Source organism: Alphaproteobacteria bacterium, assembly GCA_016722515.1.
GTDB lineage: Bacteria > Pseudomonadota > Alphaproteobacteria > Rickettsiales > JADKJE01 > JADKJE01.
In genome coordinates this window covers 54,392-79,266 of record JADKJE010000004.1, presented here as the reverse complement: position 1 = coordinate 79,266, position 24,875 = coordinate 54,392, and the positions used below count along the sequence as shown (strand labels likewise).

Annotated in this window: 37 protein-coding genes; 22 read left to right on the top strand and 15 right to left on the bottom strand. The window is 54.4% G+C overall.

The window, feature by feature from the left end; translation table 11 throughout:
* Window positions 1-22: 22 nt before the first annotated feature.
* The 5 genes from IPP74_11045 to IPP74_11025 all read right to left on the bottom strand — a co-directional run bounded on the left by IPP74_11045 (window position 23) and on the right by IPP74_11025 (window position 3,006).
* On the bottom strand, window positions 23-1,255 hold the full coding sequence (locus IPP74_11045; GenBank protein MBL0319807.1) for a tyrosine-type recombinase/integrase: 1,233 nt from the start codon (window positions 1,253-1,255) through the stop codon (window positions 23-25).
* Between the two features lie 86 nt (window positions 1,256-1,341).
* The gene (locus IPP74_11040; GenBank protein ID MBL0319806.1) at window positions 1,342-1,701 is read right to left on the bottom strand and encodes a hypothetical protein; all 360 of its coding nucleotides are present in this window, start codon (window positions 1,699-1,701) and stop codon (window positions 1,342-1,344) included.
* Between the two features lie 2 nt (window positions 1,702-1,703).
* Window positions 1,704-2,072: a helix-turn-helix domain-containing protein gene (locus IPP74_11035; GenBank protein ID MBL0319805.1), complete on the bottom strand. Its 369-nt coding sequence runs from the start codon at window positions 2,070-2,072 to the stop codon at window positions 1,704-1,706.
* Window positions 2,065-2,295, bottom strand: a complete 231-nt coding sequence (locus tag IPP74_11030) for a hypothetical protein (protein MBL0319804.1) — start codon at window positions 2,293-2,295, stop codon at window positions 2,065-2,067. Before IPP74_11030 ends, IPP74_11035 begins: the two co-directional genes overlap by 8 nt.
* A gap of 126 nt (window positions 2,296-2,421) precedes the next feature.
* Window positions 2,422-3,006, bottom strand: a complete 585-nt coding sequence (locus IPP74_11025; protein ID MBL0319803.1) for a helix-turn-helix transcriptional regulator — start codon at window positions 3,004-3,006, stop codon at window positions 2,422-2,424.
* Between the two features lie 94 nt (window positions 3,007-3,100).
* On the opposite strand from IPP74_11025, the gene IPP74_11020 reads away from it, so the two are divergent.
* Genes IPP74_11020 through IPP74_11005 form a run of 4 tightly spaced genes read left to right on the top strand, consistent with a single transcriptional unit; the run spans window position 3,101 to window position 5,044 of the window.
* On the top strand, window positions 3,101-3,382 hold the full coding sequence (locus tag IPP74_11020) for a helix-turn-helix transcriptional regulator (protein ID MBL0319802.1): 282 nt from the start codon (window positions 3,101-3,103) through the stop codon (window positions 3,380-3,382).
* Window positions 3,379-3,705, top strand: a complete 327-nt coding sequence (locus IPP74_11015; GenBank protein MBL0319801.1) for a ribonucleotide reductase — start codon at window positions 3,379-3,381, stop codon at window positions 3,703-3,705. Before IPP74_11020 ends, IPP74_11015 begins: the two co-directional genes overlap by 4 nt.
* Entirely contained in the window at window positions 3,702-4,472 is a 771-nt protein-coding gene (locus IPP74_11010; protein ID MBL0319800.1) for a YdaU family protein, read from the top strand. Before IPP74_11015 ends, IPP74_11010 begins: the two co-directional genes overlap by 4 nt.
* Window positions 4,472-5,044, top strand: a complete 573-nt coding sequence (locus IPP74_11005) for a hypothetical protein (protein MBL0319799.1) — start codon at window positions 4,472-4,474, stop codon at window positions 5,042-5,044. The genes IPP74_11010 and IPP74_11005 overlap by 1 nt, the downstream gene beginning before the upstream one ends.
* A 44-nt stretch (window positions 5,045-5,088) precedes the next feature.
* Here IPP74_11005 and IPP74_11000 read toward each other — a convergent pair whose 3' ends face one another.
* From IPP74_11000 to IPP74_10980, 5 genes are all read right to left on the bottom strand, one after another.
* Window positions 5,089-5,397 carry a hypothetical protein gene (locus tag IPP74_11000; protein ID MBL0319798.1) on the bottom strand — a complete coding sequence of 103 codons (309 nt, stop codon included), beginning with the start codon at window positions 5,395-5,397 and terminating at the stop codon, window positions 5,089-5,091.
* 23 nt (window positions 5,398-5,420) lie between these two features.
* Complete coding sequence (locus IPP74_10995; GenBank protein MBL0319797.1) at window positions 5,421-6,086, bottom strand: copper-binding protein; 666 nt, start codon at window positions 6,084-6,086, stop codon at window positions 5,421-5,423.
* A gap of 25 nt (window positions 6,087-6,111) precedes the next feature.
* Window positions 6,112-6,846 carry a copper resistance protein B gene (locus tag IPP74_10990; GenBank protein MBL0319796.1) on the bottom strand — a complete coding sequence of 245 codons (735 nt, stop codon included), beginning with the start codon at window positions 6,844-6,846 and terminating at the stop codon, window positions 6,112-6,114.
* Window positions 6,836-8,437 carry a copper resistance system multicopper oxidase gene (locus IPP74_10985; protein MBL0319795.1) on the bottom strand — a complete coding sequence of 534 codons (1,602 nt, stop codon included), beginning with the start codon at window positions 8,435-8,437 and terminating at the stop codon, window positions 6,836-6,838. Before IPP74_10985 ends, IPP74_10990 begins: the two co-directional genes overlap by 11 nt.
* 94 nt (window positions 8,438-8,531) lie before the next feature.
* Window positions 8,532-8,873: a hypothetical protein gene (locus tag IPP74_10980; GenBank protein MBL0319794.1), complete on the bottom strand. Its 342-nt coding sequence runs from the start codon at window positions 8,871-8,873 to the stop codon at window positions 8,532-8,534.
* 391 nt (window positions 8,874-9,264) lie between these two features.
* Between IPP74_10980 and IPP74_10975 the strand changes: the two genes are divergently transcribed.
* Complete coding sequence (locus IPP74_10975; protein MBL0319793.1) at window positions 9,265-10,506, top strand: site-specific DNA-methyltransferase; 1,242 nt, start codon at window positions 9,265-9,267, stop codon at window positions 10,504-10,506.
* A 1-nt stretch (window position 10,507) separates the two neighbouring features.
* Here IPP74_10975 and IPP74_10970 read toward each other — a convergent pair whose 3' ends face one another.
* The gene (locus IPP74_10970; protein ID MBL0319792.1) at window positions 10,508-10,972 is read right to left on the bottom strand and encodes a DUF3489 domain-containing protein; all 465 of its coding nucleotides are present in this window, start codon (window positions 10,970-10,972) and stop codon (window positions 10,508-10,510) included.
* Between the two features lie 147 nt (window positions 10,973-11,119).
* Between IPP74_10970 and dcm the strand changes: the two genes are divergently transcribed.
* Window positions 11,120-12,370: a DNA (cytosine-5-)-methyltransferase gene (dcm, locus tag IPP74_10965; protein ID MBL0319791.1), complete on the top strand. Its 1,251-nt coding sequence runs from the start codon at window positions 11,120-11,122 to the stop codon at window positions 12,368-12,370.
* Here dcm and IPP74_10960 read toward each other — a convergent pair.
* From IPP74_10960 to IPP74_10945, 4 genes are read right to left on the bottom strand one after another with little or no spacing between them, the layout of a single operon-like run.
* On the bottom strand, window positions 12,367-12,570 hold the full coding sequence (locus IPP74_10960; protein MBL0319790.1) for a hypothetical protein: 204 nt from the start codon (window positions 12,568-12,570) through the stop codon (window positions 12,367-12,369). The genes dcm and IPP74_10960 overlap by 4 nt on opposite strands.
* Window positions 12,571-12,580: 10 nt before the next feature.
* Window positions 12,581-12,835, bottom strand: coding sequence for a hypothetical protein (locus tag IPP74_10955; GenBank protein MBL0319789.1), 255 nt, complete (start codon window positions 12,833-12,835; stop codon window positions 12,581-12,583).
* A 13-nt stretch (window positions 12,836-12,848) separates the two neighbouring features.
* Window positions 12,849-13,169, bottom strand: coding sequence for a hypothetical protein (locus tag IPP74_10950; protein MBL0319788.1), 321 nt, complete (start codon window positions 13,167-13,169; stop codon window positions 12,849-12,851).
* Window position 13,170: 1 nt separating this feature from the next.
* Window positions 13,171-13,365 carry a hypothetical protein gene (locus IPP74_10945; protein ID MBL0319787.1) on the bottom strand — a complete coding sequence of 65 codons (195 nt, stop codon included), beginning with the start codon at window positions 13,363-13,365 and terminating at the stop codon, window positions 13,171-13,173.
* Between the two features lie 495 nt (window positions 13,366-13,860).
* Between IPP74_10945 and IPP74_10940 the strand changes: the two genes are divergently transcribed.
* The 16 genes from IPP74_10940 to IPP74_10865 all read left to right on the top strand — a co-directional run bounded on the left by IPP74_10940 (window position 13,861) and on the right by IPP74_10865 (window position 24,855).
* On the top strand, window positions 13,861-14,403 hold the full coding sequence (locus tag IPP74_10940) for an elements of external origin (GenBank protein ID MBL0319786.1): 543 nt from the start codon (window positions 13,861-13,863) through the stop codon (window positions 14,401-14,403).
* The gene (locus IPP74_10935; protein MBL0319785.1) at window positions 14,351-16,366 is read left to right on the top strand and encodes a phage terminase large subunit family protein; all 2,016 of its coding nucleotides are present in this window, start codon (window positions 14,351-14,353) and stop codon (window positions 16,364-16,366) included. The genes IPP74_10940 and IPP74_10935 overlap by 53 nt, the downstream gene beginning before the upstream one ends.
* Window positions 16,367-16,375: 9 nt before the next feature.
* Entirely contained in the window at window positions 16,376-16,609 is a 234-nt protein-coding gene (locus tag IPP74_10930) for a hypothetical protein (protein MBL0319784.1), read from the top strand.
* On the top strand, window positions 16,602-18,140 hold the full coding sequence (locus IPP74_10925) for a phage portal protein (protein MBL0319783.1): 1,539 nt from the start codon (window positions 16,602-16,604) through the stop codon (window positions 18,138-18,140). The genes IPP74_10930 and IPP74_10925 overlap by 8 nt, the downstream gene beginning before the upstream one ends.
* Complete coding sequence (locus tag IPP74_10920) at window positions 18,112-19,320, top strand: S49 family peptidase (protein ID MBL0319782.1); 1,209 nt, start codon at window positions 18,112-18,114, stop codon at window positions 19,318-19,320. The genes IPP74_10925 and IPP74_10920 overlap by 29 nt, the downstream gene beginning before the upstream one ends.
* Window positions 19,321-19,384: 64 nt before the next feature.
* Window positions 19,385-19,759, top strand: coding sequence for a head decoration protein (locus IPP74_10915; GenBank protein ID MBL0319781.1), 375 nt, complete (start codon window positions 19,385-19,387; stop codon window positions 19,757-19,759).
* A gap of 2 nt (window positions 19,760-19,761) precedes the next feature.
* Window positions 19,762-20,799, top strand: coding sequence for a major capsid protein (locus tag IPP74_10910; protein ID MBL0319780.1), 1,038 nt, complete (start codon window positions 19,762-19,764; stop codon window positions 20,797-20,799).
* A gap of 12 nt (window positions 20,800-20,811) precedes the next feature.
* The gene (locus IPP74_10905) at window positions 20,812-21,057 is read left to right on the top strand and encodes a hypothetical protein (protein MBL0319779.1); all 246 of its coding nucleotides are present in this window, start codon (window positions 20,812-20,814) and stop codon (window positions 21,055-21,057) included.
* Window positions 21,054-21,359, top strand: a complete 306-nt coding sequence (locus IPP74_10900) for a hypothetical protein (protein ID MBL0319778.1) — start codon at window positions 21,054-21,056, stop codon at window positions 21,357-21,359. Before IPP74_10905 ends, IPP74_10900 begins: the two co-directional genes overlap by 4 nt.
* Window positions 21,356-22,015: a hypothetical protein gene (locus IPP74_10895; GenBank protein ID MBL0319777.1), complete on the top strand. Its 660-nt coding sequence runs from the start codon at window positions 21,356-21,358 to the stop codon at window positions 22,013-22,015. The genes IPP74_10900 and IPP74_10895 overlap by 4 nt, the downstream gene beginning before the upstream one ends.
* The gene (locus tag IPP74_10890; GenBank protein MBL0319776.1) at window positions 22,002-22,442 is read left to right on the top strand and encodes an acyl-CoA transferase; all 441 of its coding nucleotides are present in this window, start codon (window positions 22,002-22,004) and stop codon (window positions 22,440-22,442) included. Before IPP74_10895 ends, IPP74_10890 begins: the two co-directional genes overlap by 14 nt.
* Before the next feature lie 26 nt (window positions 22,443-22,468).
* Window positions 22,469-23,143: a hypothetical protein gene (locus IPP74_10885; GenBank protein MBL0319775.1), complete on the top strand. Its 675-nt coding sequence runs from the start codon at window positions 22,469-22,471 to the stop codon at window positions 23,141-23,143.
* On the top strand, window positions 23,140-23,742 hold the full coding sequence (locus IPP74_10880; GenBank protein MBL0319774.1) for a hypothetical protein: 603 nt from the start codon (window positions 23,140-23,142) through the stop codon (window positions 23,740-23,742). Before IPP74_10885 ends, IPP74_10880 begins: the two co-directional genes overlap by 4 nt.
* A 9-nt stretch (window positions 23,743-23,751) precedes the next feature.
* On the top strand, window positions 23,752-24,273 hold the full coding sequence (locus IPP74_10875) for a hypothetical protein (protein MBL0319773.1): 522 nt from the start codon (window positions 23,752-23,754) through the stop codon (window positions 24,271-24,273).
* Window positions 24,274-24,329: 56 nt separating this feature from the next.
* Complete coding sequence (locus tag IPP74_10870) at window positions 24,330-24,563, top strand: hypothetical protein (GenBank protein ID MBL0319772.1); 234 nt, start codon at window positions 24,330-24,332, stop codon at window positions 24,561-24,563.
* Complete coding sequence (locus IPP74_10865; GenBank protein ID MBL0319771.1) at window positions 24,550-24,855, top strand: hypothetical protein; 306 nt, start codon at window positions 24,550-24,552, stop codon at window positions 24,853-24,855. The genes IPP74_10870 and IPP74_10865 overlap by 14 nt, the downstream gene beginning before the upstream one ends.
* Window positions 24,856-24,875 lie beyond the last annotated feature (20 nt).

The window sequence follows — 24,875 nt, the reverse complement described above, 5'->3', positions numbered from 1 at the left end:
AGAACCAAATAGTTTATGCCACTCACTTCACCATCCGCAAATTTGCTCGTGGTTTGTCGTGCGGTGGCATGGGGCTGGTGGTTTGGGCAACGTTGGCGATGCGGTTGCTGATATCCTCTGCCGCTTTGCGCAGGTGGTCGGTTGCCAGATGGGCGTAACGCAGTGTTGTTTGCGCCTGCGTGTGGCCGAGCAACGCACCTATCATCGGCAGTGAGTAGCCCAGCGCGTTGGCCATGCTGGCATGGCTGTGCCGCAAATCATGCAGATGTAATTCCGTGGTGATGCCCGCTGCCTTTTTGATGCGATCCCACGGTTTTTTTACATCCATAATCGGCTTGCCGTCATTGCGTTCGCTCACCACCACATAGGGATTACCCTCCATGCGGCGGATATTTTTCAGCACTCCCTCGATATAGGGCGTGATGAAGAGCGTCTTCGGGCGTTTTTCCTTGGTGGCTTCTTTGGGCAGACGGATGACGCGGTTAGCCAAATCGACATAATCCCATTTCAGGTGGCGCGCTTCGCCAGGGCGGCAGCCCGTGTGCATCATGATGCGGAACATGGCCAGCACATGCGGGCTTTCCGTTAAATTGCGCTCGGCACGTTGCATCGCCGACTCAAGTGCGGCAAATTCCTGTTCGTTCAGGAACCTCTCGCGGCGATTTTCAGGGAAGCGTTCTACACCGAAGCACGGATTGCTGTTGCGGTCGCGGTAGCCCCATAGCTCTGCCTTGCTCATGATGGAGGACATCGCGGCGAGTGAGCGGTTGGCACCGATGGGGCGATGTCGGTTTTTGGCGAGGTAATCGTAAATATCCTTGCGCTCGATGGAGCGGATTTTCATCTTGCCAAAATGCGGCAGAACCATGTGCGCTAGAATTTGTATATTACTGGCGTGCGTCGCAGGACGGCTGCGTATGGAGCTATGGTCATCGAGAAAACGCTGTGCTACCTCAGCGAATGTGGGCTGGCTGCGCTGCATCTCGTCCTGTTGCACCGGGTCTTCACCTTTGACGATGCGGTAGGTCAATTCGCGGGCAAAATCCCGCGCCTGTTCAACGGTCAGATGACCATACTTGCCGATGGTTTTTCGCCGTGAGCGGTTGTCCTGGTTGCGGTAATTGAGAATGAAGGATTTGCTGCCAGCGGGTGTGATAACCACCCCGAATCCCTTCACCTCCATATCCCACAGATATTCCAGTTTGCCGGTTGCCTCAAATGCGTCGATGGCTTTTTTGGTAAGTTTTGCTGTCATGGTTCGCTCCTTTCAGTGGTTATGACAGGGTCACTACCGCTCTTAAGGGGTTGAACATCAACGTATTTATGAGCTATTCCAGCCATCTAAACCGCTTGACTCCTGCCGCTTTCGCTGGATGCCGCCAACCGTTGCGATTCCTCGGTGGTGGAGCGGAAACACCGCTGCTGCTCAAACTCCAGCACACCGCCCGCACCGAGGATGGGATAACGCACATTCGCTTTCGGGCCGGGGCCGGTTTTAATGTAGATCGGCCCGCCACCAGTGAAACGCCAGTTGTTGAGGCAGCTGATCGATAGCTCCCACCGCTGCGCCAGATGCTCCGGCTTCAGGAAGAGATTGTCCGTCACCACCGTGATGCCATGCGCCATGAAAAAACGGTGCAATGCGTTGAGCGTGGGCGTGATGTCAGTGGCTTGAAGATTATCGAGGTCGATGGTTGCCATGCTCATTCCTCCACATCGTCGCGGGTGGTGATATTGGCGATGGCTTTAACTACCTGATACACGTCATCGTAACATTCTGCAGGAATGCGCGTGAGCAGACGGATGATCCGCATGGTGGGTGGCGGCAAGGGTTCGGTGGATTGGCAATCACCGCGCGGCGGGTAAAAAACAAGGATCGACACATCGAACGCCTCGGCAAACTGCATGGCCTTGCCGACCGACAGACGATTATGGCCGCGTTCGTATTTCTGAACCTGTTGCGGCGATAGCTCGACTTCCTCGCCCAGCCGCTTCTGGCTGATGCCAGTGGTCTGGCGAAGCATGAGTAGCTGGCGCGCAGCGTACTGGTTGATGTCATTTTCATCAATCATGGCTGCCTCCATCCGCTTTGCAACTGGGGTACAGCCACTCAGGAATACATACGCCGCCTTCGCAGCACCCGCTGATCCAATTGATAATCAGCCAGTCAAAGAAAGCTGCAAATAACAGCATGAAGAAGCTGGCGATGATGAAGTGGAAGGCTTGTCGCCATGTCAGCCGCGTAAGCCATTTTTGCAATTTTTCTTTTATAGCCATCGGTGTTTTACCTCCCATAAAGTTGCCTATGGGTAGGATTCGGTAGCAGATAGCGCAATTATTTGTCTATAGAAAAATTGCAATCAAAGAAAATATTTCACTGAAATAACAGTGGTTTATTGCCGCTTCGGCAAAGAATCAGGATTAAGCGCGTTTGATGTGCAGGATGGGGTGCGCTGCAAGAATTTTGACATCCATCATCAGCGTTCCGCCTTGCGGATGCAGGATGTAACGACCTTCCTTGCCGCCCTTGGAAACCCAAGCCAGCAAACGCTCACCACGCTTCTTGGTGTCGAGCGTCAGGACGCATTCGCGGTCTAGGAAGAGTCGCTCGTTTCGCTGAGGTGCGCCGTCGAAATACAGAAGGTCGTTCGCCCCATGATACGGCACGAGATCGGAAGTCTTGATTTTAAGCACCTCTGCCGTCTCTGGCAGTCCGGGGATGGCATCCACGGTCTCGCGCTGTTTTTCAGCGATTTCCTTGATGAAGGTCTTGTATTTAATAAAGCCGGTGATGGGTGTGCTGGGCAGGTCAAGCTCAGGCGCGTCCAGCGCTTCCGGGGCGCAGCTGAGCGCCTTGGCAAGCAATGCGCGATACTTCTCAAAGCCCTCAGTTTCGCCCGTCTCAATGCGATTCAGGGTGGAGGCCGGAATGCCGATCATATCGGCCAGCCGCTTTTGCGTGAGATTCCGCCGCCTGCGTAGGTATGCGATGTTGTTTGTGGTCATAGTCCCGCTTTTTACCGTAACGGCAAAATCCTGTCAAGTCCTTAGCGGAAAAATCCCATTGACAGAAAATTGCATTTAGTGCGAATTAGTGGTCATGAAATTGCACCATTGGCTCAAATTAGTGGGAATGAAGCAATCCGAACTCGCATCGATGGTCGGCTGCTCTGTCTCGACCATTAATCGGCACATCAAGCATGGACGCATTCTAGACCCAGACGTGGTGGTGCGCATTTACTTCATCACGATGGGTGCCGTCCGCCCCGATGATTATTACGATCTCGAAAATGTTCCCCCCGATGTGCAGGCATTGCTCGATCCACGGTTCGCGCTCCGCAAACGTTTCCTGCCAGCGAAAGAAAAAGCGGATGCAGCATGAACGACGAGCGCCAGCCACTCTCCCCCCGCAGGAAAAACCAGAGCATGGAGCTGGTGTTCGATGGCGTGCGCTATCAACTGACCATCGGCTTTTACACAAACGGGCGGATCGGCGAGGTCTGGCTGAACGGGCCGCGACCTGACAGCGCCCTCTACCATATTACCCAGGATGCGTGCGTACTGATCTCACACCTGCTGCAGCGTTTTACCTCACCGCACACGCTGTATGATTCCCTGCCGCGCAAGGCAGATGGATCGTCTGCGTCGGTGATCGGCGCGATCATTGAACTGCTCATCTCGCTTCCCGAAGTGGAGGTGCCATGACCAAGCATTTTTACATGCCGTTTTTTACCGAAGCGTATCTGGCTGACACGCAGCATTTGTCGCTGGAAGAGCAAGGCGCGTATATGCGGCTGCTCTGCTTCATGTGGATGCGTGGTGGATACTTACGCGATGACGACAAAGAATTATCCCGACTGCTTGGTTTGCATGTGAATAAGTGGAAGAAGATACGCGAAACCCTGGGGGCATTTTTGCAAAAACACCCCCCACACTTACTCACTCAGAAGCGTTTAATCCATGAATACCAAAAGGCCGAAGCAAAGCGCGATAGCAAACGGCAAAATGCCAATGCCAGATGGCAGGGTGAATCCAATAAAAACAATCAGATAGCAAATGCGGATGCATCGCTGCCGCATATGCAAAGCGCATACGAACCATCGTTGTTCGCAGATGCGGGGGTGGATGCGAACCACATCACTTCTCACCTGCTATCTATATCTATATCTAAATTTAAGAATAATAGATCAGATAGGCTCGGCAGAAACTGTGGACAACTTCGCCATCCATTCAACGAACAGGACGCTGGGGCATTCAGTGCCAAGCTCGTAGAAATATTCACGCAGCACAAACTTCAGCCGCCCGGCGACTACGAAATCATCCGCCAATGGATTGATAGCGGCATTGATCCCTTCCAGCACATCCTGCCCGTCATTGCCGAACTGCTGATGCGTAACCTGCAGACGCATAGCGAGCCGCCGCGCAGCTGGAAGTATTTTGCCAAAGAAGTCTATGCAATGGGGCTTCGGTGATGGGAAAAAAGCAACGCAAACCACGCCAACGCACGCACGCCATCCAACTGGAGGCGGATCGCGGCACGCCGGAGTTTCAGGCAAAGGTGAAGCTGGAGACGGTGTATCTCGACCGCAAGACCACGGCCACGCGGGTGCGTGATAAACGCCCCATCGATAAATACCACCGCCTCTACAAGATTGATGAGGAGAACGGCGTGCGCGAGGCTGACCGGCGCGGCATCAACGACGCGCAATACCGTGCTGCCGACCGCATTGCCTGCAACCATGAGAAGACGCACCCGCGCCTGTCGCGTGAGCTGGTGCCAATGGTGTTCGATAAAGGCATCAACCCCGGCGCATACCCGCTGGAGATACAGATCGAGGCCGTGCATCTGCACGACCGTCTGCTCAGGCCGCTCAATAATGAATCACGCAGCATGGTGCGGCAGATCTGTTGCTACGGGGAATGCCTCAACGAGTACGAGGCTGCCAGACGGTGGCGCAAAGGTTACGGGATGATCCGCCTGCGTGAGGCACTCGATGAGTTGGTGGAGTCATTTAGAAAAACAAAGAATTCATATACCTTCTGATATTAGTAAGTAGGCAGGGCTGTAAACAGCCCTGCCTACTACCTTTAATGCTTCATTCCTTCATGCTTCTTTTGCATCGATTCTTTTTCAGATTTAGCGCAGATTTCGCATTGCTCACCTTCTTTCATGGAAGACATGCCTTCCATTTTACCCATACACATTTTGCACATGCCGTCTTTACAGCATTTGCATTCGCCAGATTTGCAGCACTCACCGCATTTTCCGTCCTTGCAACACTCACATTTTTCACAGCATGGCATTTTCATGTCCATACCAGACATTGAACCACCCTTCGTGTTGGCACAGGCAGTTACAAAAACGAGCAGAATGATAGGCAATAGTTTCTTAAACATAACAAATCTCCTTTGGTTGGTGGTTAGTTCTTTTTGATAGTTGAAATCGTGTAGTCATCCTTGCCCGCTGGCTTCAGCGTAAAGGAAACGGCATCACCTTCTTTGACGTTGGACAAGTCAACGCCACTATCCGCAGTGAATGTCATCGTCATCACTGGCCAACCCAACGATTTAATCGGATCATGCTTGATTTTGATGGTATGTTTTGCTTCGTCAGCACTCACTACTTTTCCAGTAGCGACAACGCCACCGCCTGCAGGTGCTGCTTCGCCACTTTCCAACTTCTTCGTCAGCTTGTGGTGATCCACATTTTTGGTTTCACCTGCCTTTGAAGGCGCACCCACAATCAGCACCCCATCCATGCCGAGTGCTTCATGCGGGTGGCAGTGATATTTATAGGTTCCTGGCACGGTGAAAGTGTAGGTGAACTTGTCGCCTTTCTTTTCCTGCATCGGTGACATAATCATTTCATCCACGCCCTTGGGAACGCTCACAAACATCACCTGATGTGCTTCATCCTGCGCGTTTTCAAACGTGACAGTATCACCAGGCTGGATAGTCAGTTTATCAGGTGAGAAGAAGTTTTGTTTCTTCGCATCATAGTCTGTGACTTCCTTGATGGTGAATTCAGCCGCGAATGCAGGTGTTGTTGCCAGCATTAGCGCGGTAGTGAGTAGTAGCTTTTTCATAAGATTTTCCTTTATAGTTAGTTGATTAAAACATCAGTCGCAGGCCGAAAGAGCCAACTAGCTCGTCGTTATTTTCCCCGTTACTTTTGGCAATGGAGGAGGTTTCACCGAATTTTCGGCCATAGTGGACATCCACATACGGTGCGAATTTTCGGGTGAATTCGTAGCGCGTTTGCAAGCCTATCTGCCCGTCTGTCACGCCCGCACCAATGTCCTGTTCGTGGACATCTTGTGCTGAGAGATTGACTTCAACATAAGGCTGCAAAATCAGCTTTTGTGTCAGAAGAAGGTCGTTTTCCTGCCGCAGCCGCGCTGTGACATCGCCATGTTCACTGACGAAAAGATGTGCTTCAGTTTCAAACCATTGCTGGGCAAGCCCGTTAATCCCAAGTGTCAGGTATGCAGTAGATTCGGGCTTGGTATCGTAGCGAATCCCTGCCTGTGCATCCCAGAATGTCGAGATGTTGCGGCTATAGAGTGCCAAAAACTCAGCACTTTCCAGCTTGCTATCGGCACGCTCACCCTCTGATTTTATCCAGAGCTTGTTTTCATCCGTACCGATCCACCCATCCAAATCCCAGCTTTGAAGCGGCGTTCCATCGGTATTGCTCCCAGCATCGGTTTCCAAACGGAACATGTGGAAGATCCCGCCGCCATGCTCTGCAGCCATATCTGCGTGGGCAGAATGATCCGCCGCGAATGCAGGCTGTGCGAGTGCAGTAGTGAGGCTGAGTGCCATAAGTAAACGCTTATTGTGCATGGTGGCCTCCATTGGCTTTGGTTTCTGTAGCAGGCACATCCGCCGCATCGAGCTTGGCGACGACGACCTGACGCATCATGCCGCTGGCCATGTGATAGAGCAGATGGCAGTGGAACGCCCATTCGCCGATTTCATCCGCTGTCACCAGCACAGAGTATGACCCACCTGGTGGCACAATCACCGTATGCTTGTTGGGTAGCTTTGCCGCAGGCTGGCCGTTCTCCAACTGCACAAACATGCCATGCAGGTGCATCGGGTGCGCCATCATGGTTTCGTTGGTGAAGTTGAGGCGTACACGCTCGCCATATTTCAGGCGGATGGGTTCGGCCTCCGAGAATTTCTTTTCGTTAATCGTCCAGATGTAGCGTTCCATATTACCGCCCAAACGCACGTCGATGGTGCGCTGCGGCTGGCGTTGGTCTTTCTGCACACCCGCGTAGCGCAAGTCAGCGTATGAAAGTGCTTTCTGGCCTTCAGGCATTCCCGTTTTCGCCCAGCCGCTAATCATATCGGCGGGTGTCATTTCCATATCGGGGTCGTCCTTCATCATCATCTCCATGTTCATATCGGCCATAGAGAGCAATGCGCGGGGACGGGCTGGCGGGATTTCTCCCTTCATGCCTTCGCGAGTGGCAAGCGTGCCAATGGCGAAGCCCGTGCGGTCAATCGGCTCGGCAGCGATGGTGTAGGCTTTATCGTCCTTCGGCGTGACAATCACATCGTAGGTTTCTGCAGGCGCGAAACGGAATTCATCCACTGTAACAGGCTCGATGCCCTGACCATCAGCTTGCACCACGCTCATCTTTAACCCAGGAATCCGCACATCGAAGAATGACATGGCCGAGGCATTGATAAAGCGCAGACGCACTTTCTCACCTGGCTTGAAAAGCCCCGTCCAGTTTTGTTTTGGCGATTTGCCATTGGTGAGGAACGTGTAGCCTGTGACATCAGCCAGATCGGTACGCATCATCCGCATATCGCCCCAGTCTTTGGCATCTTTGAACGCCTTGTCCCACCCACGCTCCTTTATATCCGCGAAGAAATCACCAACCGTGAGCCGCGCATTGGCGTAATAATCCGACGACTTTTTGAGATTCGCCATGATGTCGCTGGAATGTTCTTCGGAGAAATCGGAAAGCACCACGACATAATCGCGATCCGCCGCAATCGGGTCTTTGCCTTTAGGCGAAGTGATAATCGAGCCATATAACCCGTCCTGTTCCTGACCGCTGGTATGCGAGTGATACCAGTAAGTGCCAGTTTGCCTTACGGGGAAACGGTAGGTGAAGGTCGTCCCTGGCTCTATCGCCTTATAGCCTCCAAACCCTGTTACACCGTCCATTGCGTCGGGCAGTAGCAGGCCGTGCCAATGGATAGAGGTTGGTTCATCCATTTTATTGGTGACGTGGATCACCGCTTCATCGCCTTCGGTGAAGCGAAGCGTGGGGGCTGGGATGCTCCCATTCACGGTGATTTTCTCGATTGGTTTGCCAGTAATGTTTACAGGCAACCGCTCAATCGTAAGCGTGTATTCTGATGTTTTGGCGTGTGCAGGAGTGGCTAGAAACCCTACCATCAGCAACGCCATCATCAGGGGATGATGTGTTCGCATAACTAATCCTTGATTTGCATTGAAAATAGTCGCCACGCGCGAAAGCGCTTGGGCGTCATACAGACAATAGGACTCAAGCTTTGGGAGGGCGTTTTAAGCGATTGGAAAGCGCGGATTCCACCACATCATTGGTGAAGCCGAAGCTGCTTTTGCTGGCAGTTAAACGAAAGAGTGATTCACTGCCGTTGCCAAAAATCTTTGACAGGCCGCTATGACAGGTGCTTCCGATGCACTTGCACATACCTTTATCACAGCATTTTCCAGATTCTTTATCGTTCTGTGCTGTTTTATCGGATTGCTCGGCCTTAGCCTGTTTGTGGCAATCACCATGTTCTGAGGATGCTTCGGCTTTCTCTACCTTCGCAGAATCATGAGGCATCATTGCATGAGACGCGGTTGGAAAGCTCGTTGCCATAACGAGTGCCAGAACCATAAACATGCTGATGAAGATTCTCATGAGGATAGCATACACGCTGTTAAGTTTTAATTCAATGTGTAGATGAGGGTAATAAATTAATCCTGCGAACCTTGTCGTTGACAGTAGGTGCACCTAGATGCTATACATTTTTACATCATCCAAGAATTGTTTCTACACAACCTGCTCACCGAGCGGGTTTTTTATTGTTCACTCCCTGCCGCTCGGCGCGGCTTTCCGCCCATCTCCCGCTATCCCACGTCGCATCGGCAAGCCACGGGTCCTCCCCGTGCATAGAACGTATGCGGGGGGCAAAGCCGCGCCACTTTTTTAGCGATAGGCATAAAATCCGGGTTCGCAGTTCGCGCCTCGGTTCGCACCTGAGAACACCATGACCGATCTTACCATCCACACCATCGCTACCGAGCGATTGATTCCGTATGCCCGCAATGCGCGCACCCATTCGGAAGAACAGATCGCACAGATCATGGCCTCCATCGCGGAGTTTGGATTCATTAATCCAATCCTCGTCGATAAGGAGCATGGCATCATCGCTGGGCATGGCAGGTTGATCGCCGCCCAACGGCTTGGCATGAAAGATGTGCCGGTGATCGCCATTTCGCATTTGAGCGAAACGCAAAAACGTGCGCTGGTCATTGCCGATAACCGCATCGCCATGAATGCGGGATGGGATGAAGATATGCTGCGGCTGGAACTGACCGAACTGCAGGAAGAAAATTACAACCTCGACATCATGGGCTTCAGCGAAGACGAACTGGATAAGCTGCTCGCGCCCATGACGGAGGAAGGCAACACCGAAGACGACGCCGTGCCGGAGGTGGAGGCAACCGCCATCAGTCAGCCCGGAGATCTGTGGCTGCTCGGTTCGCATCGTTTGCTCTGCGGTGATTCCACCAAGCTCGATGTGGTAGAACGCGTACTAGGCGGCAGCCTCGCCGATATGGTATTTACCGATCCGCCCTACAATGTGAATTATGGTGCCACCGCAAAAGACAAAATGCGCGGGAACAAACGCACGATAAAAAATGACAATCTCGGCGCCGAGTTTGAAGAGTTCCTGCTGGAGGCATGCACCAATTTCGTCGCCGTGTGCAAGGGCGCAATTTACATCTGCATGTCGTCATCGGAATTAGACACGTTGCAAAGCGCCTTCCGCAAGGCAGGTGGGCATTGGTCAACCTTCATCATCTGGGCGAAGAATACGTTCACGATGGGTCGTGCGGATTACCAGCGGCAATACGAACCGATCCTCTATGGCTGGAAGGAAGGCACCGCGCATTTCTGGTGCGGCGCGCGCAATCAGGGCGATGTGTGGTTTTTTAATAAGCCGGTATCGAACGACCTCCACCCCACCATGAAGCCAGTGGAGCTAGTGCAGCGTGCAGTGGAAAATTCCAGCAAGAGCCGCGATATCGTGCTTGACCCTTTCGGTGGCTCCGGCTCGACGCTCATCGCCTGCGAGAAGACCGGCCGCTCGGCCTGTCTGATTGAACTCGACCCCAAATATTGTGATGTCATCATTCGCCGCTGGCAGGAATTTACAGGCAAGGAAGCCACCCACGAAGAAGAAGGCCGGACATTCGCCGACCTTCATTCCAAGCGCGCTGGCTAATTCACGCGATTTTGTATGTACGTTCGCCGTCACGGTTCTTGCCGGATGCGATGGCAAGGCCGAGCTTCTTTTTCAGCACACCCGCCATCGCGCCATGCACCGAATGCTTTTGCCAACCCGTGGCGGCAACCAGTTGCTGAAGCGTGGCACCTTCCTCGCGCTTTAAGAGTTCAATCATGATGGACTGTTTGGATTGTTTTTGTGCAGGTTCGCTGTGCTTGGGCTGCTCCTCGGCGGCGGCTTTACCAATCGCGGCATAACCCATGTCGCTGACCAGGGTGGGTTTGCCGCCATCATCGTCATGGCGGATTTCGAGCAGTCCACGCTTTAGCATCCCCTTGATAATGTTTTCGCGGATAGGCGGTGCCAGTCGTTTAAGTGCCGCCAGTTCGCGCACATCGTTGCATTTTATGTTGGATGCTTCTTCGAGGATGGCGCGTTGGTTTTCGGTAAGTTGGATAATCATACATGCTCCTTTGCGTTTGCGGTTAATGTCCATGCGGACAAGTGCATGAATGCTTCGAATGCGAAGGATAGCAACGCTTATAAGCACTTAATCGCATTATAAATCAATGTGCTAACCAACTAATTCCGTTGACTTCGTATATGCCCTATGGATGCCAAACCCATTCGCTATCTGTCGGTATGTTCCGGCATTGAGGCAGCAACAGTGGCGTGGCATCCGCTCGGATTTGAGGCGGCAGGATTTTCCGAAATTGAACCCTTCGCCCGCGCGGTGCTTTCGCATCATTATCCTGATGTGCCTCTCTTCGGTGATTTCACGACACTCACGGAAAATGACTATGGAGCAATTGACCTTCTGGTCGGAGGCACACCTTGCCAGTCCTTCAGTATCGCCGGACTTCGCAAAGGATTTGCTGACGACAGAGGCAACCTCGCACTCGGATTTATTCACCTTGCTCAAAGCGCAAAGCCACGATGGGTGGTTTGGGAAAATGTCCCCGGTGTGCTGTCGATTGACAGAGGACGGACATTTGGCACCTTCCTCGGCGCGTTGGCGGAATGCGGGTATGGGTTCGCCTACCGCATTCTTGACGCTCAGTATTTCGGAGTGCCACAGCGGCGCAGGCGTGTGTTCGTTATCGGATATCTTGGGGACTGGCGACCTGCCGCAGCGGTATTATTTGAGCGCGAAAGCCTGCAGCGGGATATTACGCCGCGCCGAGAAACGCGGGAAGAAGTTGCCGGAACATTTAAAAGTCGCGCTTCAAGCGGTGGCTGGGGAGCCGATGTCGATCTCGCCAGCAGCGGCTACATGCGCCCCGTCGCAGGAGCACTCGGTGCCAGAACCTGCTTAAGCCGTGGTGCGCAGGATGCGGATTGCGGCCATTTAATCGCCCGCACATTGATGTCGCGCTATAATAAGCATGACCCGGAGCTTGAAACCTACGTCCCGCAAGCCAGAGCTTACAACGTTACCTGCTGCGATGCCAATGGCAGACGCAAAGACCGCCCGAACGGCGGCATGTATGTAAACGAAACCGAGCAATCTAAAACCGTCACCGCTGGTGGCGACCGTTCCACCTACATCGCCTTCGAGCCTGGAAGCATCGCACGAAACGCAGGGCCGACCGATTTGCGGGAAACCTGCTCAACGCTACGTGCGGAGATGGGAGATAATCAACCTGCTGTGTTGGCGGATATGGCGGTGCGGCGGTTAACGCCGCGTGAGTGTGAACGGCTGCAGGGATTTCCCGATGATTATACGTTGATTCCCTATCGTGGAAAATCCGCAGCCGATGGGCCGCGCTACAAGGCGTTGGGCAACAGCATGCACACCGGCACGATGCGCTGGCTGGGTGAGCGAATTAAAAAAGTGAATGCGATGATATGCGCCCCCTAATCGATATCGAACCACTCCATGCAGGTATTCAGCAGGTGATTGTAATCGCCTGATTTTGCCACCTGCATGAAAGCGTCGATTTCGGATTTTGGAAGCCCCGCATTATTTGCAGCGCGTTGGCAGAGACCAAGAATCATAAAGGCATTGCCATCCTGACCGACCAACTGCACATGCACGTTGGGATATTTGGGTGTTGTCATACAATGCTCCTTATGCGTTGAGTTCAGCGAGTGAGATGGTAAATGCGTTACTTCTGTTTTGCAGCGTGACGATGCCGTTATCGATACTGGTCTTCCACCGGAAGCCTTGCTCGCAGGTGAAATCCTCGCTGCGGTTAATCGCCGCCAAATGCTCTGGGTGGATGATGCAGGTATAGGCGTTGCCCATGCGCAAGGTGCGCAATTCGCCCCAGCTGTAGCTTTGTTTGTGGTAGGTTTGCCGATTGTTATGCGTAAAAGATGTCATGGTTTGATTCCTTTCAGTTGTTGGTTTCGTTGAGGCTGGTGCCGATATAGCGTGCGTAGCTGTAGCCTTCGGGATTGGCGTAAAGCGTTTCGCGCTCCGGCGCGGTGATTGCCACCACTTGGCGGATGCTGTTACGGTCGCCACCCCGACCATCGAGCCAAGGCCAGTCCTTGTAAATCAGGCGCGTAAAGGTGTCGTACTCCTCGGTGGTGAGCGTGACTGTTTCGGCGATTTCGCATTTTGCGACCTCGCAGCCGTGGCTGTTAATCTCGGCTTGCATTTCCTGCAGGCTGCTTGGCTTGCGGGCAAATCGGACGGTTACAAAGTTGCTCATGTTACGCTCCTTTCCGTTTGGCGCTGGCTCTGCCTGCGGCGTATGCAGCTTCGAGGGCGGCTTTGACATTGAGCACTCCGACATCCTTAAAATCGAGGCTGTCGGATTTGCGTTCTTCGAGCGTCTCAAAATTGAGATGCGTAAGCGCGATGTTGGTAAGTATCTCGTCTTTGCTTTTCGGCGTGGTGTAGGGAATCAGCTTGCCCGTCTCTTCGCGGATGGCTTTTTCAAAATGCCTACGCCAGCCTTTATCGGCGTTGCGTTTTTCGAGGTGGTTTGCAACCGCCTCCGCCGTTGCTGGGCCGCCGTTGATGAAGCTCAAGTCATCCGCAAGGTGGCGACCGAAACGCGCATCGAGCAACGTGCGGGTTTCTTCGGGCGTAAGGTTAAAGGTTTTGGCAAAAAAGCGGCTGGCGGTATCCCAGGTCATTGCGGCATCGTAGCCGTTGCTGACGCTGGTTCCCCAAAAGCCCCATTCTTCGTTGTTGGTAGGTAGCGGTTCGTTTTTCATATGCATTCCTTTCGGTTGGTTGTTGTCCCCTGTGGACACCCCCATGAATGCTTCGAACTGCATCTTAATCAACCAGAAAAAGCAATAATTCGCATTATTTATCAATATATTAAACGTCTATTTGGCTTGACTGGAGGTGTGTCTTGGACATGGCAGTTTTATGGGGTTTTGGGGGCTGATATGGGCATGTCAATTCGTGCCTATGGTCGCCATCGCGGGGTCAGCGATGCGGCGGTAAGAAAGGCGATAAAATCAGGACGCATACGGCTGGAGGCGGACGGCAGCATCGGTGCGGATAAAGCCGATGCGCTCTGGAAAATTAACACCGATGTCGCCCAGCAACGTGGATCGCAAACGGTGAAGCCGGTGCCGGATGCGGCGCTCGATGCGGTGCGCGATACGCTCAAAGAAAATGGCGCACCCGCAAATGGTGGCACCACTTACATGCAGGCACGCACTGCGAATGAAGTATTGAAGGCGCAAACCAATCGTGTGCGGCTGCAAAAACTTAAAGGCGAGTTAATCGACAGGGCGAAAGTTATGGCGCATGTATTCAAGCTGGGACGGCAGGAACGCGATGCATGGCTTAACTGGCCTGCACGCGTCTCCGCGCAAATGGCAGCGGAGCTGGGTGCTGATCCACACACCACGCATGTGACGCTGGAAACCTATGTCAGACAGCATCTCTCAGAGCTTGCCGAATTCCGCGCAGGCGTCGACTGAATTTTACGAAGGTGCGGATGCGGTAGAGAACCAGTGGCGCAGTGGATTAACGCCAGAATCGTTCCTCGCCGTTTCCGAGTGGGCGGATCGCTATCGGATGTTGTCTTCTAAATCCGCCGCCGAGCCAGGGCGGTGGCGTACCAGCCGCACGCCTTATCTGAAGCAGATCATGGATAATCTCTCGCCGCACTCGCCGGTGCAGCGGATCATTTTCATGAAAGGCGCGCAGATCGGCGGCACAGAATGCGGCAATAACTGGATCGGCTATGTCATCCATATGGCACCAGGGCCGATGATGGCGGTGGCACCGACGGTGGAGTTGGCGAAACGTAACTCGAAGCAGCGTATCGATCCGCAGATCGATGAAACGCCGGAGCTGCGCGAATTGGTGAAGCCCGCCCGCGCGCGTGATTCAGGCAACACCATCCTGAGCAAGGAATTTCGCGGAGGCATTCTGGTGATGACGGGTGCCAACTCGGCGGTGGGACTCCGTTCCATGCCAGCGCGGTATTTGTTTATGGATGAGGTCGATGGGTATCCGGGCGATGTGGAGGGCGAAGGCGATCCAATCCTGCTTGCCGAACGCCGCTCCGCCACCTTCCAGAAGCGGCGGAAGATTTTTCTGGTGAGTACGCCCACCACCAAGGGTATCTCGCGCATCCAGCGTGAATTCGACGGCAGCGACCAGCGGTATTTCCATGTGCCGTGTCCGCATTGCGATCATTTCCAGCCATTGCGATTCACGCAGCTGCGCTGGCATGAGGGCAAACCACAAGAGGCGCAATATGCCTGCGAGGAATGCGGCGCGTTGATCGATGAGCATCATAAAACGCAGATGCTGGCGCGTGGACGCTGGGTTGCCACTGCTGAAACGGATGGCCGCACGATTGGCTACCATCTCTCTTCGCTTTACAGCCCAGTGGGTTGGTTTTCGTGGGGTGATGCGGCGGAGATGTTCGAAAACGCACAGGCGAATCCTGAGCTGATGAAGGGGTTTGTCAATACGGTGCTGGGCGAGCCGTATGAAGAAGAATACGAAGCTCCCGAATGGAAACGGCTCTATGAACGCCGTGAACCATACCCAATGGGCGTGGTGCCAAATGGTGGATTATTTCTTACCGCTGGCGCGGACGTGCAGAAAGACCGCATCGAATGCGAAGTGGTGGCATGGGGCCGCCATAAAGAAAGCTGGTCGGTCGATTACCATGTCCTCATGGGCGATACCGCCATGCCGGAAGTGTGGGAAAAGCTCGAAGCATTGCTCAGGCGCGATTGGCACCATGCAGGTGGTGGCACATTGCCCATCCGCGTGCTGGCGGTGGATAGCGGTTACGCGACGCAGGATGTGTATGGCTGGGTAAAAACTCACCCGCAAGCGAGCTGGGGTGGTGCGGGTGCGCGCGCATCGTCCCCGCGCACGGTGGTCGCGGTGAAAGGCCGCGATAGTGAAACCGCACTGATTTTGAGCGTGTCGAAAGCCGATGTCGGCAGCAAACGGCGTGGGCTTCGCGTCTGGAATGTCAGCGGGCCGGTTGCCAAGATGGAGCTGTATCGCTGGCTGAAACTTGACCGTCCGACCAAGGAAGATGAACCGTTCCCGCCCGGAACATGCCACTTCCCAGAATATGCCGAGGAATATTTTAAGCAGCTGACGGCGGAAAAGCGTGTGATCAAATTGCACAAAGGCTTCCCCCGTGCCAGCTGGGAAAAAGACCCGACGCGCAATAACGAGGCACTCGATTGCCGCGTCTATGCACGCACGGCGGCAAGCCTTTACGGTCTCGACCGTTTTTCCGAGCGGCAATGGCAGCAGATGGAAGTGTCGCTCGGTAAGCAGCGTAACGTTCCTTATGCGGATACTTACGCGCCATCGCCGCAGCAAACTGCTGAAACAACTGCACCGACGCGCACGGCAGCCATTAGCCAGCGCACCACTATGGCGGCGGATGATCCGTATCTATGAGGATTCACTATGACCGATCTTACCACGTTGCAAACCCGCCTTGCAGAAGCGGAAGAAGCACAGCACCAGCTGATGATGGGCGCGAAAGAAGTGAGCGTGTCGATAGGAAATTATGGCTCCACTACCTACGCGCAGGCCAATGCCGAAAAGCTCGAACAATATATCGAAAAACTCAAAAGCCAGATCGCCCGCTTAAGCGGTACCGCGCGTCGTGGCGTGATCAAGGTGGTATTCGATGAGTGATACTTCACATCGTGCCGCATCGCTAACTGCGCGCGAACTCTCCAGCTGGCTGCCTGGTAACGGCTCGGCGGATGGTGATCTGCTGGGTGAATTACCCACGCTGGTGGGTCGTTCGCGTGATCTCATCCGTAACCACGGCGTGGCAGCGGGCGCGGCACAGACGATGGTGGATAATGTTGTCGGCACGGGACTCAGGCTGGTGGCCTTGCCTGATTACCGCGCACTTGGAAATACCAAAGAATGGGCGGATGATTGGGCGCGTGATGTTGAATCCCTCTGGCGCGGATGGGCGGAAGGGTTTGAGTGCGATGCGGCTTTGTCACTCAATTTTGCGGGGCTGACTACGCAGGTGTTCCGCTCCGGTTTTATCAATGGCGAGGCATTGGCCTTACCGCTCTGGCTGCCAGAACGTGGTGGTGCATTTGCGACCACGATTCAGCTGGTGGAACCGGATCGCCTGAGTAATCCGGGCGGCAAGCCAGACGATAAAACACTCCGCGCAGGAATTGAGATCGATGATTACGGCGCGCCGCTGGCGTACCATATTCGAAAAACCCATCCTGGCGATGTGTTTATGCCGTTTGCATCTTCAGCAGATGAATGGCAGCGCGTTCCCTCGCGCACCCCGTTCGGTCGCAGGCGTGTGCTGCATATCCATGATAAGGAGCGCAGTGGCCAGAACCGTGGCAAGCCCGCACTCACCTCTGTCATGCCGATGTTTAAAATGCTCGATCATTATGAACGTTCGGAGCTGCAAGCGGCGGTAGTAAACGCCATGATCGCGGCCTTTATCGAAACGCCGCTCGATGCAGAAACCGTGGTTGAAATGTTTGGTGGCAGTTACGAGGATTACGACACAAAGCGCAAAGAATGGAAGGCCAAGCTCGCGGGAGGCTCCATCATCACCACATTCCCTGGTGACAAGCTGTCGCCGTTTACGCCGAGCCGCCCGAATTCTGCTTACGGTGCGTTTGTCGAGAATATCCTACGTCATATTGGGACAGGCCTCAATCTGCCCTTCGAACTTCTAATGAAGGATTTTTCAAAGACAAATTATTCGAGTGCCCGCGCCGCATTGCTCGAAGCATGGCGGTTTTTCTCAGGCCGCAGGCAGTGGCTCGCCACCTATTGGGCGAAGCCCGTGTATGAGCTGTGGCTGGAAGAAGCGATTAATAGCAGCAAGATCGAGGCGCCAGATTTTTACATCAACCGTGCCGCATGGTCGCGCTGCAAATGGATTGGTCCCGGTCGCGGCTGGGTTGACCCGGTCAAAGAAGCGCAAGCCTCACAAATCCGCATGGAGGCTGGTCTTTCCACCCTCGAAGATGAATGCGCTATGCAGGGGCTTGATTGGGAAGAAGTGCTGGAGCAGCGTGCGCGCGAAAAAGCCAAGATGCAGGAGCTTGGGTTGGGTGATTTGACCCCCAGCATTGCGGTTAAATCGCTCCCAGGCCAAGGCAAAGATAGTGGAAATGACAACAGCAATAATCAGGAGGATGACAATGCGAGCATGGAACAAAGCGACCAGTGAACCGTGGGCAATCACGGAATCAGCCTTGCAGACGATTTTAGAAATCGCCGAGCGCGAAAATGAAAAACCCGAAGCGGTGGCGGCGCGGCTGGGAAAAGAATTGCAAAACACCCATACCGTGACCGAACGTGATGGTGTGGCGGTCATTCCCGTCACCGGCCCGCTCTTTCGCTACGCCAATTTGTTCACAGCCATCAGCGGTGCCACCTCCTATGAAATACTGGCGCAGGATTTTACCGCCGCCATCGAAAACCCCGACATCAATGCCATCATTCTTAATATTGACTCTCCTGGTGGTGAGGTAAATGGCTGCTCGGAACTGGCCAATATGATTTTTGCGGCACGCGGCAAAAAACCGATCATCGCTTATGCCTCCGGTGATGCTGCGTCGGGTGCGTACTGGATTGCCAGCGCTGCCGATCAGGTAGTCGCCTCCGAAACCTCCGGCCTCGGCTCTATCGGCGTAGTGGCGGTGTATCGCGGTGCCAAACCCGATAAAAATGCGCCCACCACCATCGAAATTGTCTCTTCACAAAGCCCGTTTAAGCGCCTCAACCCCGAAAGTGATGAAGGCCGTGCCAAGCTACAGACGCGCATCGACGCGATGGCGGAAGTATTTGTGAACACCCTCGCGCGCAATCGCGGCATTGAAGCTACGCAAGTGTTAGAGCAGTTCGGTGGCGGCGACATCTTGATCGGCGCGCACGCCGTGAATGCTGGTCTTGCCGACCGCATTGGCTCTCTCGAAAAACTGATCGCGGAATTTTCCGCCAGTTCAAACCCCGCCCTCCAGCGGGGTTTTTTATTACCCGCAACCACTCAACAGAAGGAGACCGCCATGAATTTAGAAACACTCGCCCAAGAACATCCTGAATTGCTCGCGCAAGTGCAAAGCGATGCGAGGGCATCTGAACGATCACGCATCCAGACCATCCTTGCATCCGAGGAAGCCAAGGATCGTGGCGATCTCGCCCAGCACCTATCCTTTGCCACCGATATGGCAGCGGATAGCGCGGTCGCAATGCTCGCTAAGGCACCAAAAATTCAACCCGAACCAAAAACCAACGGCTTCGATGCGGCCATGCGCGATCTCGGCAATCCGAAAATCACTCCAGCAAGTGCCGAAGCCGAGGAAGACTCCATCGACAGCGTGGCTAAACGCCTCGCTGCGGCTTCATGAACCAACCCCTTATGACCTGCAATCCATTGATAACCCAACCCTAGAACCCAAAGGAGATAACGCTATGCCAGTATCAGGCTTTACCAATCAGGGCACTTATACCCCTGACAATCTAATCGCCGGTGAGTTTCCACGCGTTGCACGCAAGGTAACCATCGCAACCCCAGCCAATCTTTTACGTGGAGCGGTATTGGGGCGCATCACCGCCAGCGGAAAATATATCCTCAGCGCCTCAGCGGCGGTGGATGGATCGCAAACGCCGGAGGCTATTCTCGGAGAAGATACCGATGCCTCTGGAGGAGACAAGGAAGCGATTGTTTACCTGTCGGGTGAGTTCAATGAACTCGCTCTGACGCTTGGCGCTGGCCACACCGCAGCCTCCATCTCACTTGGCCTGCGGAATAAATCCATCTTCTTAACCAAAAACCAAGGAGCTTAACCATGCCTGTCGATATTTTTTCTACGCAAGTGCTGAACAAGACCGTCGAATATCTCGACCGTCCAGCCTCATTCCTGCTCGATACATTTTTCGGGCAGGTGCAAACCGCCGATACCGAAGAAATTTTCTTCGATATCGATAAATCGAAACCGCGCCTCACGCCGTTTGTGTCACCGCTGGTTGCGGGTAAAGTCGTCGCTGATTCGGGCTATGAAACCAAAAGTTTCAAGCCAGCCTATGCCAAGGATAAGCGCCGCTTTGACCCCAGCGCTCCCCTCAAACGCACTATCGGAGAAAGAATCGGTGGCACGCTCACGCCCCAACAGCGACGGGATGCGGCACTGAATCGCTCGCTGACCAACCAGCTGGAAAATCTCACACGCCGAGAGGAAGTGATGGCTTCTGAAGCACTGAGGCTGGGACAAGTGACCGTTTCTGGAGATAACTACCCGACCGTGGTGGTGAATTTTCAGCGCGATGCGGCACTCACAGTGACACTCACGGGCGTAAACCGCTGGGGTCAGGCTGGAATCAAGCCTCTGGATAATCTGGAGGATTGGGCAAGCCTTGTGCAAACCAAGTCTGGCGCAGCAGCCAAAACGGTGATCATGGACCCTGCCGCATGGCGACTGTTCCGAAACAGCGACGATGTGAAAGCGTTGCTCACCATCTACCGTGGCACCAATTCGGCTTTCCAGGTAGATCCGCTAGTGCGTGGCCAAGGTAATGAGAAGGCGCGTTTCATCGGCACCATCGGTGATTTTGACATCTGGATTTACAACGATGTCTATACCGATGATCTGGGCAACACCGTACCGATGCTTCCCACCAACACGGTGATTGTGGGCAGCCCCGTCAATGTGGAAGGAACACGCTGCTACGGCGTGATTCAGGACGAAAAAGCGGCATACCGCGCACAGCGTTATTTCAGTAAATCATGGCTGGAAGAAGACCCTGCAGTGCGTTGGCTGCTTTTGCAGTCGGCACCACTTGTCGTGCCGTATCGCCCGAATGCCTGCTTCTGTGCAACCGTCAATTAATGGAGGACACTCATGAAAATCACATCACACACGACACTTGTTGTTGGTAAAGCCGGAAAAACGGAGGAAGTGCCTCCTGGTGCGCCGGTCGATATCGATGACGATGAAGCCAAAGACCTTATCGCACGCGGTATCGCCGTGAGGGTTGGAAAATCGGATAAATCTGCGGAGAAGGAAACAAAAGAGCCGCAGGGTAGCAAACCACCTGCAGAAGGAGGTAACAGCAAACCACCCGTCGATGGCGGAAAACAACCATGACGGCGTTTTCCCGCTCCGTCGATTCGCTCTTTGCCAAACTGGGGGTGGCGGCAACATTCCAGCCACGCATCGGCATGAACCGTGCCGTCACCCTTATTCCCAAGCGCCCTGACGAAATCATTGGCCTTAGACAGAGCGACATCAGCAGCGAAGTCACGCTGTTCGATCTGCGGATCAACGAAGTAGCAGATCCGAAGGCCGATGATGTGGTGATTTATCAGGGTGAAGAGTATCGCATCATCGGTGAACCGAGGCGCGACATACATCGTCTGATCTGGACGGTGGAGGCAGTAAAGCGATGAGGCTGGAAGCGGCAATCCGTGGCGATCTGCAAAAGATCATGAAGCAGGAAGCCGCCGCCGCTGAAAAAGCTGTGACGCTGGGTGTTACGGAAGCCGCAACGGGTCTCAGGGATGAACTTAAATCGCAGGTGTTACGGGCTGGCCTTGGTGAAAAAATGGCGCGCACCTGGCGGTTCAAACGCTATCCTGCCAGTGGCTTTTCGCTTGGCACTGCGGGGCTGGTCTACAGCAAAGCTCCGCTGATCATTCGCGCCTTCAGCGAAGGAGCCGTTATTAAAAGCGACAAAGGCATGTTTCTTGCCATCCCCACCGCCGCCGCTCCCAAGCGAGGGGTCGGCGGAAAACGCATTAACCCGGATAATTTTCCTGAACATTCGCTGGGACGATTGCGTTTTGTGTATCGCAAGGGCGCACCGTCTCTGTTGGTAGTGGATAATCTGCGCGCTGGCACGGGCAAACGCGGTGGCTACCGCAAAGCCTCGGAGAGTGCCCTTAAAACAGGGCGTGGCCTTGCCACGGTGGTGATGTTCATTCTGCTGCCGCAGGTGATGCTCAAGAAACGGCTGGATGTCGATGGGGCAATGCAGCGCTGGCGCGACAAACTCCCCCAACTCATTTTGCAGAATTTTACGGAGACAAACGATGCCGAGCGTTAGAGAGCAGATCATAGCAGCATTCTTTGCCGAGCTTAAAACGCTGGAAAGCAGCCGGATCAAGGTGTTGCGTAACCCTGATAAGCTGATGAAGGTGCCAGCGGACGGCGCGATCATCGTTCTGCGTGATGGCGAAAGCGGCGATCCCGAAGTGTTGCTCTCACCGCTCACCTATATTTACGAGCAGGTCGCCACGCTCGAAATCATGATCGACAATGCCTACGCGCAAAGCCAGCAGACCAGTCTCGATGATCTGCTGATGATCATCGGCAACCTGATCGACAATAACCGCAGCATGAACGGCCTCGCCGAATGGATGGAAGCGCAGGCACCAGAGTTTTTGCAGGAAGCGGTTGAAGGCGCACCCGCCATCCGTACCGCCACCGTCAATGTGCTGATGCGGTTTAATACCACCAGTCCGCTTCGTTAATTTTTTAACCCAACAAGGAGACTAATATGGCTCGATCCTATGGTTCGGCAGCGACACTGCTTGCGCTTAAAGAAGCTAGTTACGGGGTAAAACCACCCGGCAACTGGGAGAAATTTGCATTTGTTTCGTCCGATATCGGCGCAGAGCAGAACCTGCTGTCCTCCGAATTGCTCGGTCAGGGACGTGAGCCACGCGCGCCGTTTCGTGATGTAATTAACGATGAAGGTAATTTTGTAGTGCCGGTGGAAGCACGCGATTTCGGTCGCTGGCTACAGCTGCTGATGGGAAACCCTACCTCGGCCGGTGTCGCCGCGACAGGTGATATTACCTTTACCGCCAATCCGAGCGCGAGTCATACCATCACCATTAACGGTGTGGTGTGGACATTCGTGGTATCGGGCGCGACGGGTACACAGACCAATATCGGTGCAAACCTGAATGCTACGCTTACGCAACTGGCAACCGATCTCAATGCTTCGGTGAATGCGAGCATCACGCCCGCAACTTATTCCAACGGTGCTGGCACGAAACTTAACATTGTGCATGATACGCTCAGTGCGGTGGGCAACAGTTTCACGCTCGCCTCTGGCAACCCCAATGGTGGGCAAGCGGTGCCACGCTATCAGGCGGCGGCTTTACCCACACGTTCGTCAGTGGCGCAGCGGCACTACCATCATTCGCCGCTGAGATCGGCCATGTGAATGTGCCTGCTTATTTCGTGCATACGGGCTGCATGCTCAATTCGATGGCACTGAATTTCCAACGCTCCGGTGCGGCGAATGCCACGCTTAATATTCTGGCGCAGGGAGAGACGCGTTTTGTAGCATCGCAAGGCGGCACACCGACAAGCCGTATCTACAAGCCCTTCAGCCAGTTTAACGGTTCGGTCAAACGCAACGGTGCAGCACTGGGCAATGTGACGGGCGCGCAATTTACCTACAGCAACGGCATGCAGGGTGTGCCGACCATCCGTAATGATGGGCTGATCGATGGGGTTGACCCCACCACGATCACCACCACGGGCAGTATCGAAGTGCGCTTTGCCGATACCACGCTGGTGGATGATGCCATCAACAACACCGCCATCGAACTAGAGCTGGCTTACCGTCTGGCGGGGCTGGACGGCAATAACTTCAGCCTCACATGGACATTCCACGAGGTGTATCTGCCGCGCCCGCGCATCCCCATCTCTGGCCCTGGCGGCGTGCAGACCAGCTTCAACTGGCAGGCGGTCTATGACGATGCGCTCGGAAAATCCGTCACTGCCGTGCTTAAAAACGATGTCACCAGCTACCCATAAGGAGCCATTATGTTGAAACTCGACCTTAAAAAAGAACCGTTCTGGATAGCCCTGCAAGCGGATGCGCGCGTGAAGGTAAAACCGCTCACCTCCGCGCTTATGCATATGGCGCAGTCAGATGCGGTGCGCGCCATGCTCGCCCTGCAAGCCGAACGCAAAGCGCGCCTGGATGCAGGGGCGGATGCAAGTGATCTGCCCGATCTGGAAAATGATCGGGTGCGTCATGCGCTATCAGAAACCGCGCTCATTACGGCACTGGCCACCCATGCCATCATCGCGTGGGAAAATGTGATGAAGCCGGGAGGCGAGGAGCTGGCCGAGTTGACCCCTGCGAATATCACGGACTTAATGGACATCTGGTTCGTGAATCAGGAGTTCGGCAAAAAATACATGCGCCAGTTAGATCTGCTGGAGGCAGAGGGAAACGGCTTGCGGCCCGTTGTAAATGGCACTTCGGCGACGGGCCGCGCTACTGCAGGTCGTGCGCGGAAGAAAATCTCCCCTGCAGCCGAGGCGAAGCCAGCACCCTGAACGGCGAACGCTGCCCCTATATTGAGCATCAGGCGATCACCGAGGAAGGTCATGCGGTGTGGGATGTGATCCTGCGCGGTGCCAACCAGCTGCGCGTGGGTGCTGGCGGTCTCGTGCTTGGCTTCGATATCGAAGCCTTATCGGTTATTGGCGCTGCGATTGGTTACGACACCACGCCCTTACTGCTTCTTTTTCACCATGCCGAACATGGCCTTCACCAAGCGTTAAAAAATAATGGCGACAGCAACCACGAGAAATGTATCGATCCGACTGGCGGTGATCGAGGGTGATAAAGCGCGGCGTGAGCTGACACTCACCGGCGATACTGGCGAGCGTGCGTTAAAGAAGATTAAGGACGCGACGCAACCCGCATCCCGTTCGCTGGTTGCCGTTAATGCGGTGAGCCAGGAAGTGCGCCTTGGCATGGAAAGCCTTGCCGGTGGCGCAGGGTCGGTTGGCAGTGTGCTGGGTCGACTTGGGCCGATCGGCCTTGCCACCGCCGCCGTGCTGGGCGGTCTGGCGCTCGCCACGGCTAAGGGAATCGCCGAATTCAAGGAGGCTGAACAGGCACTCAATGGCTGAATGCCGCACTGAAAGCCACC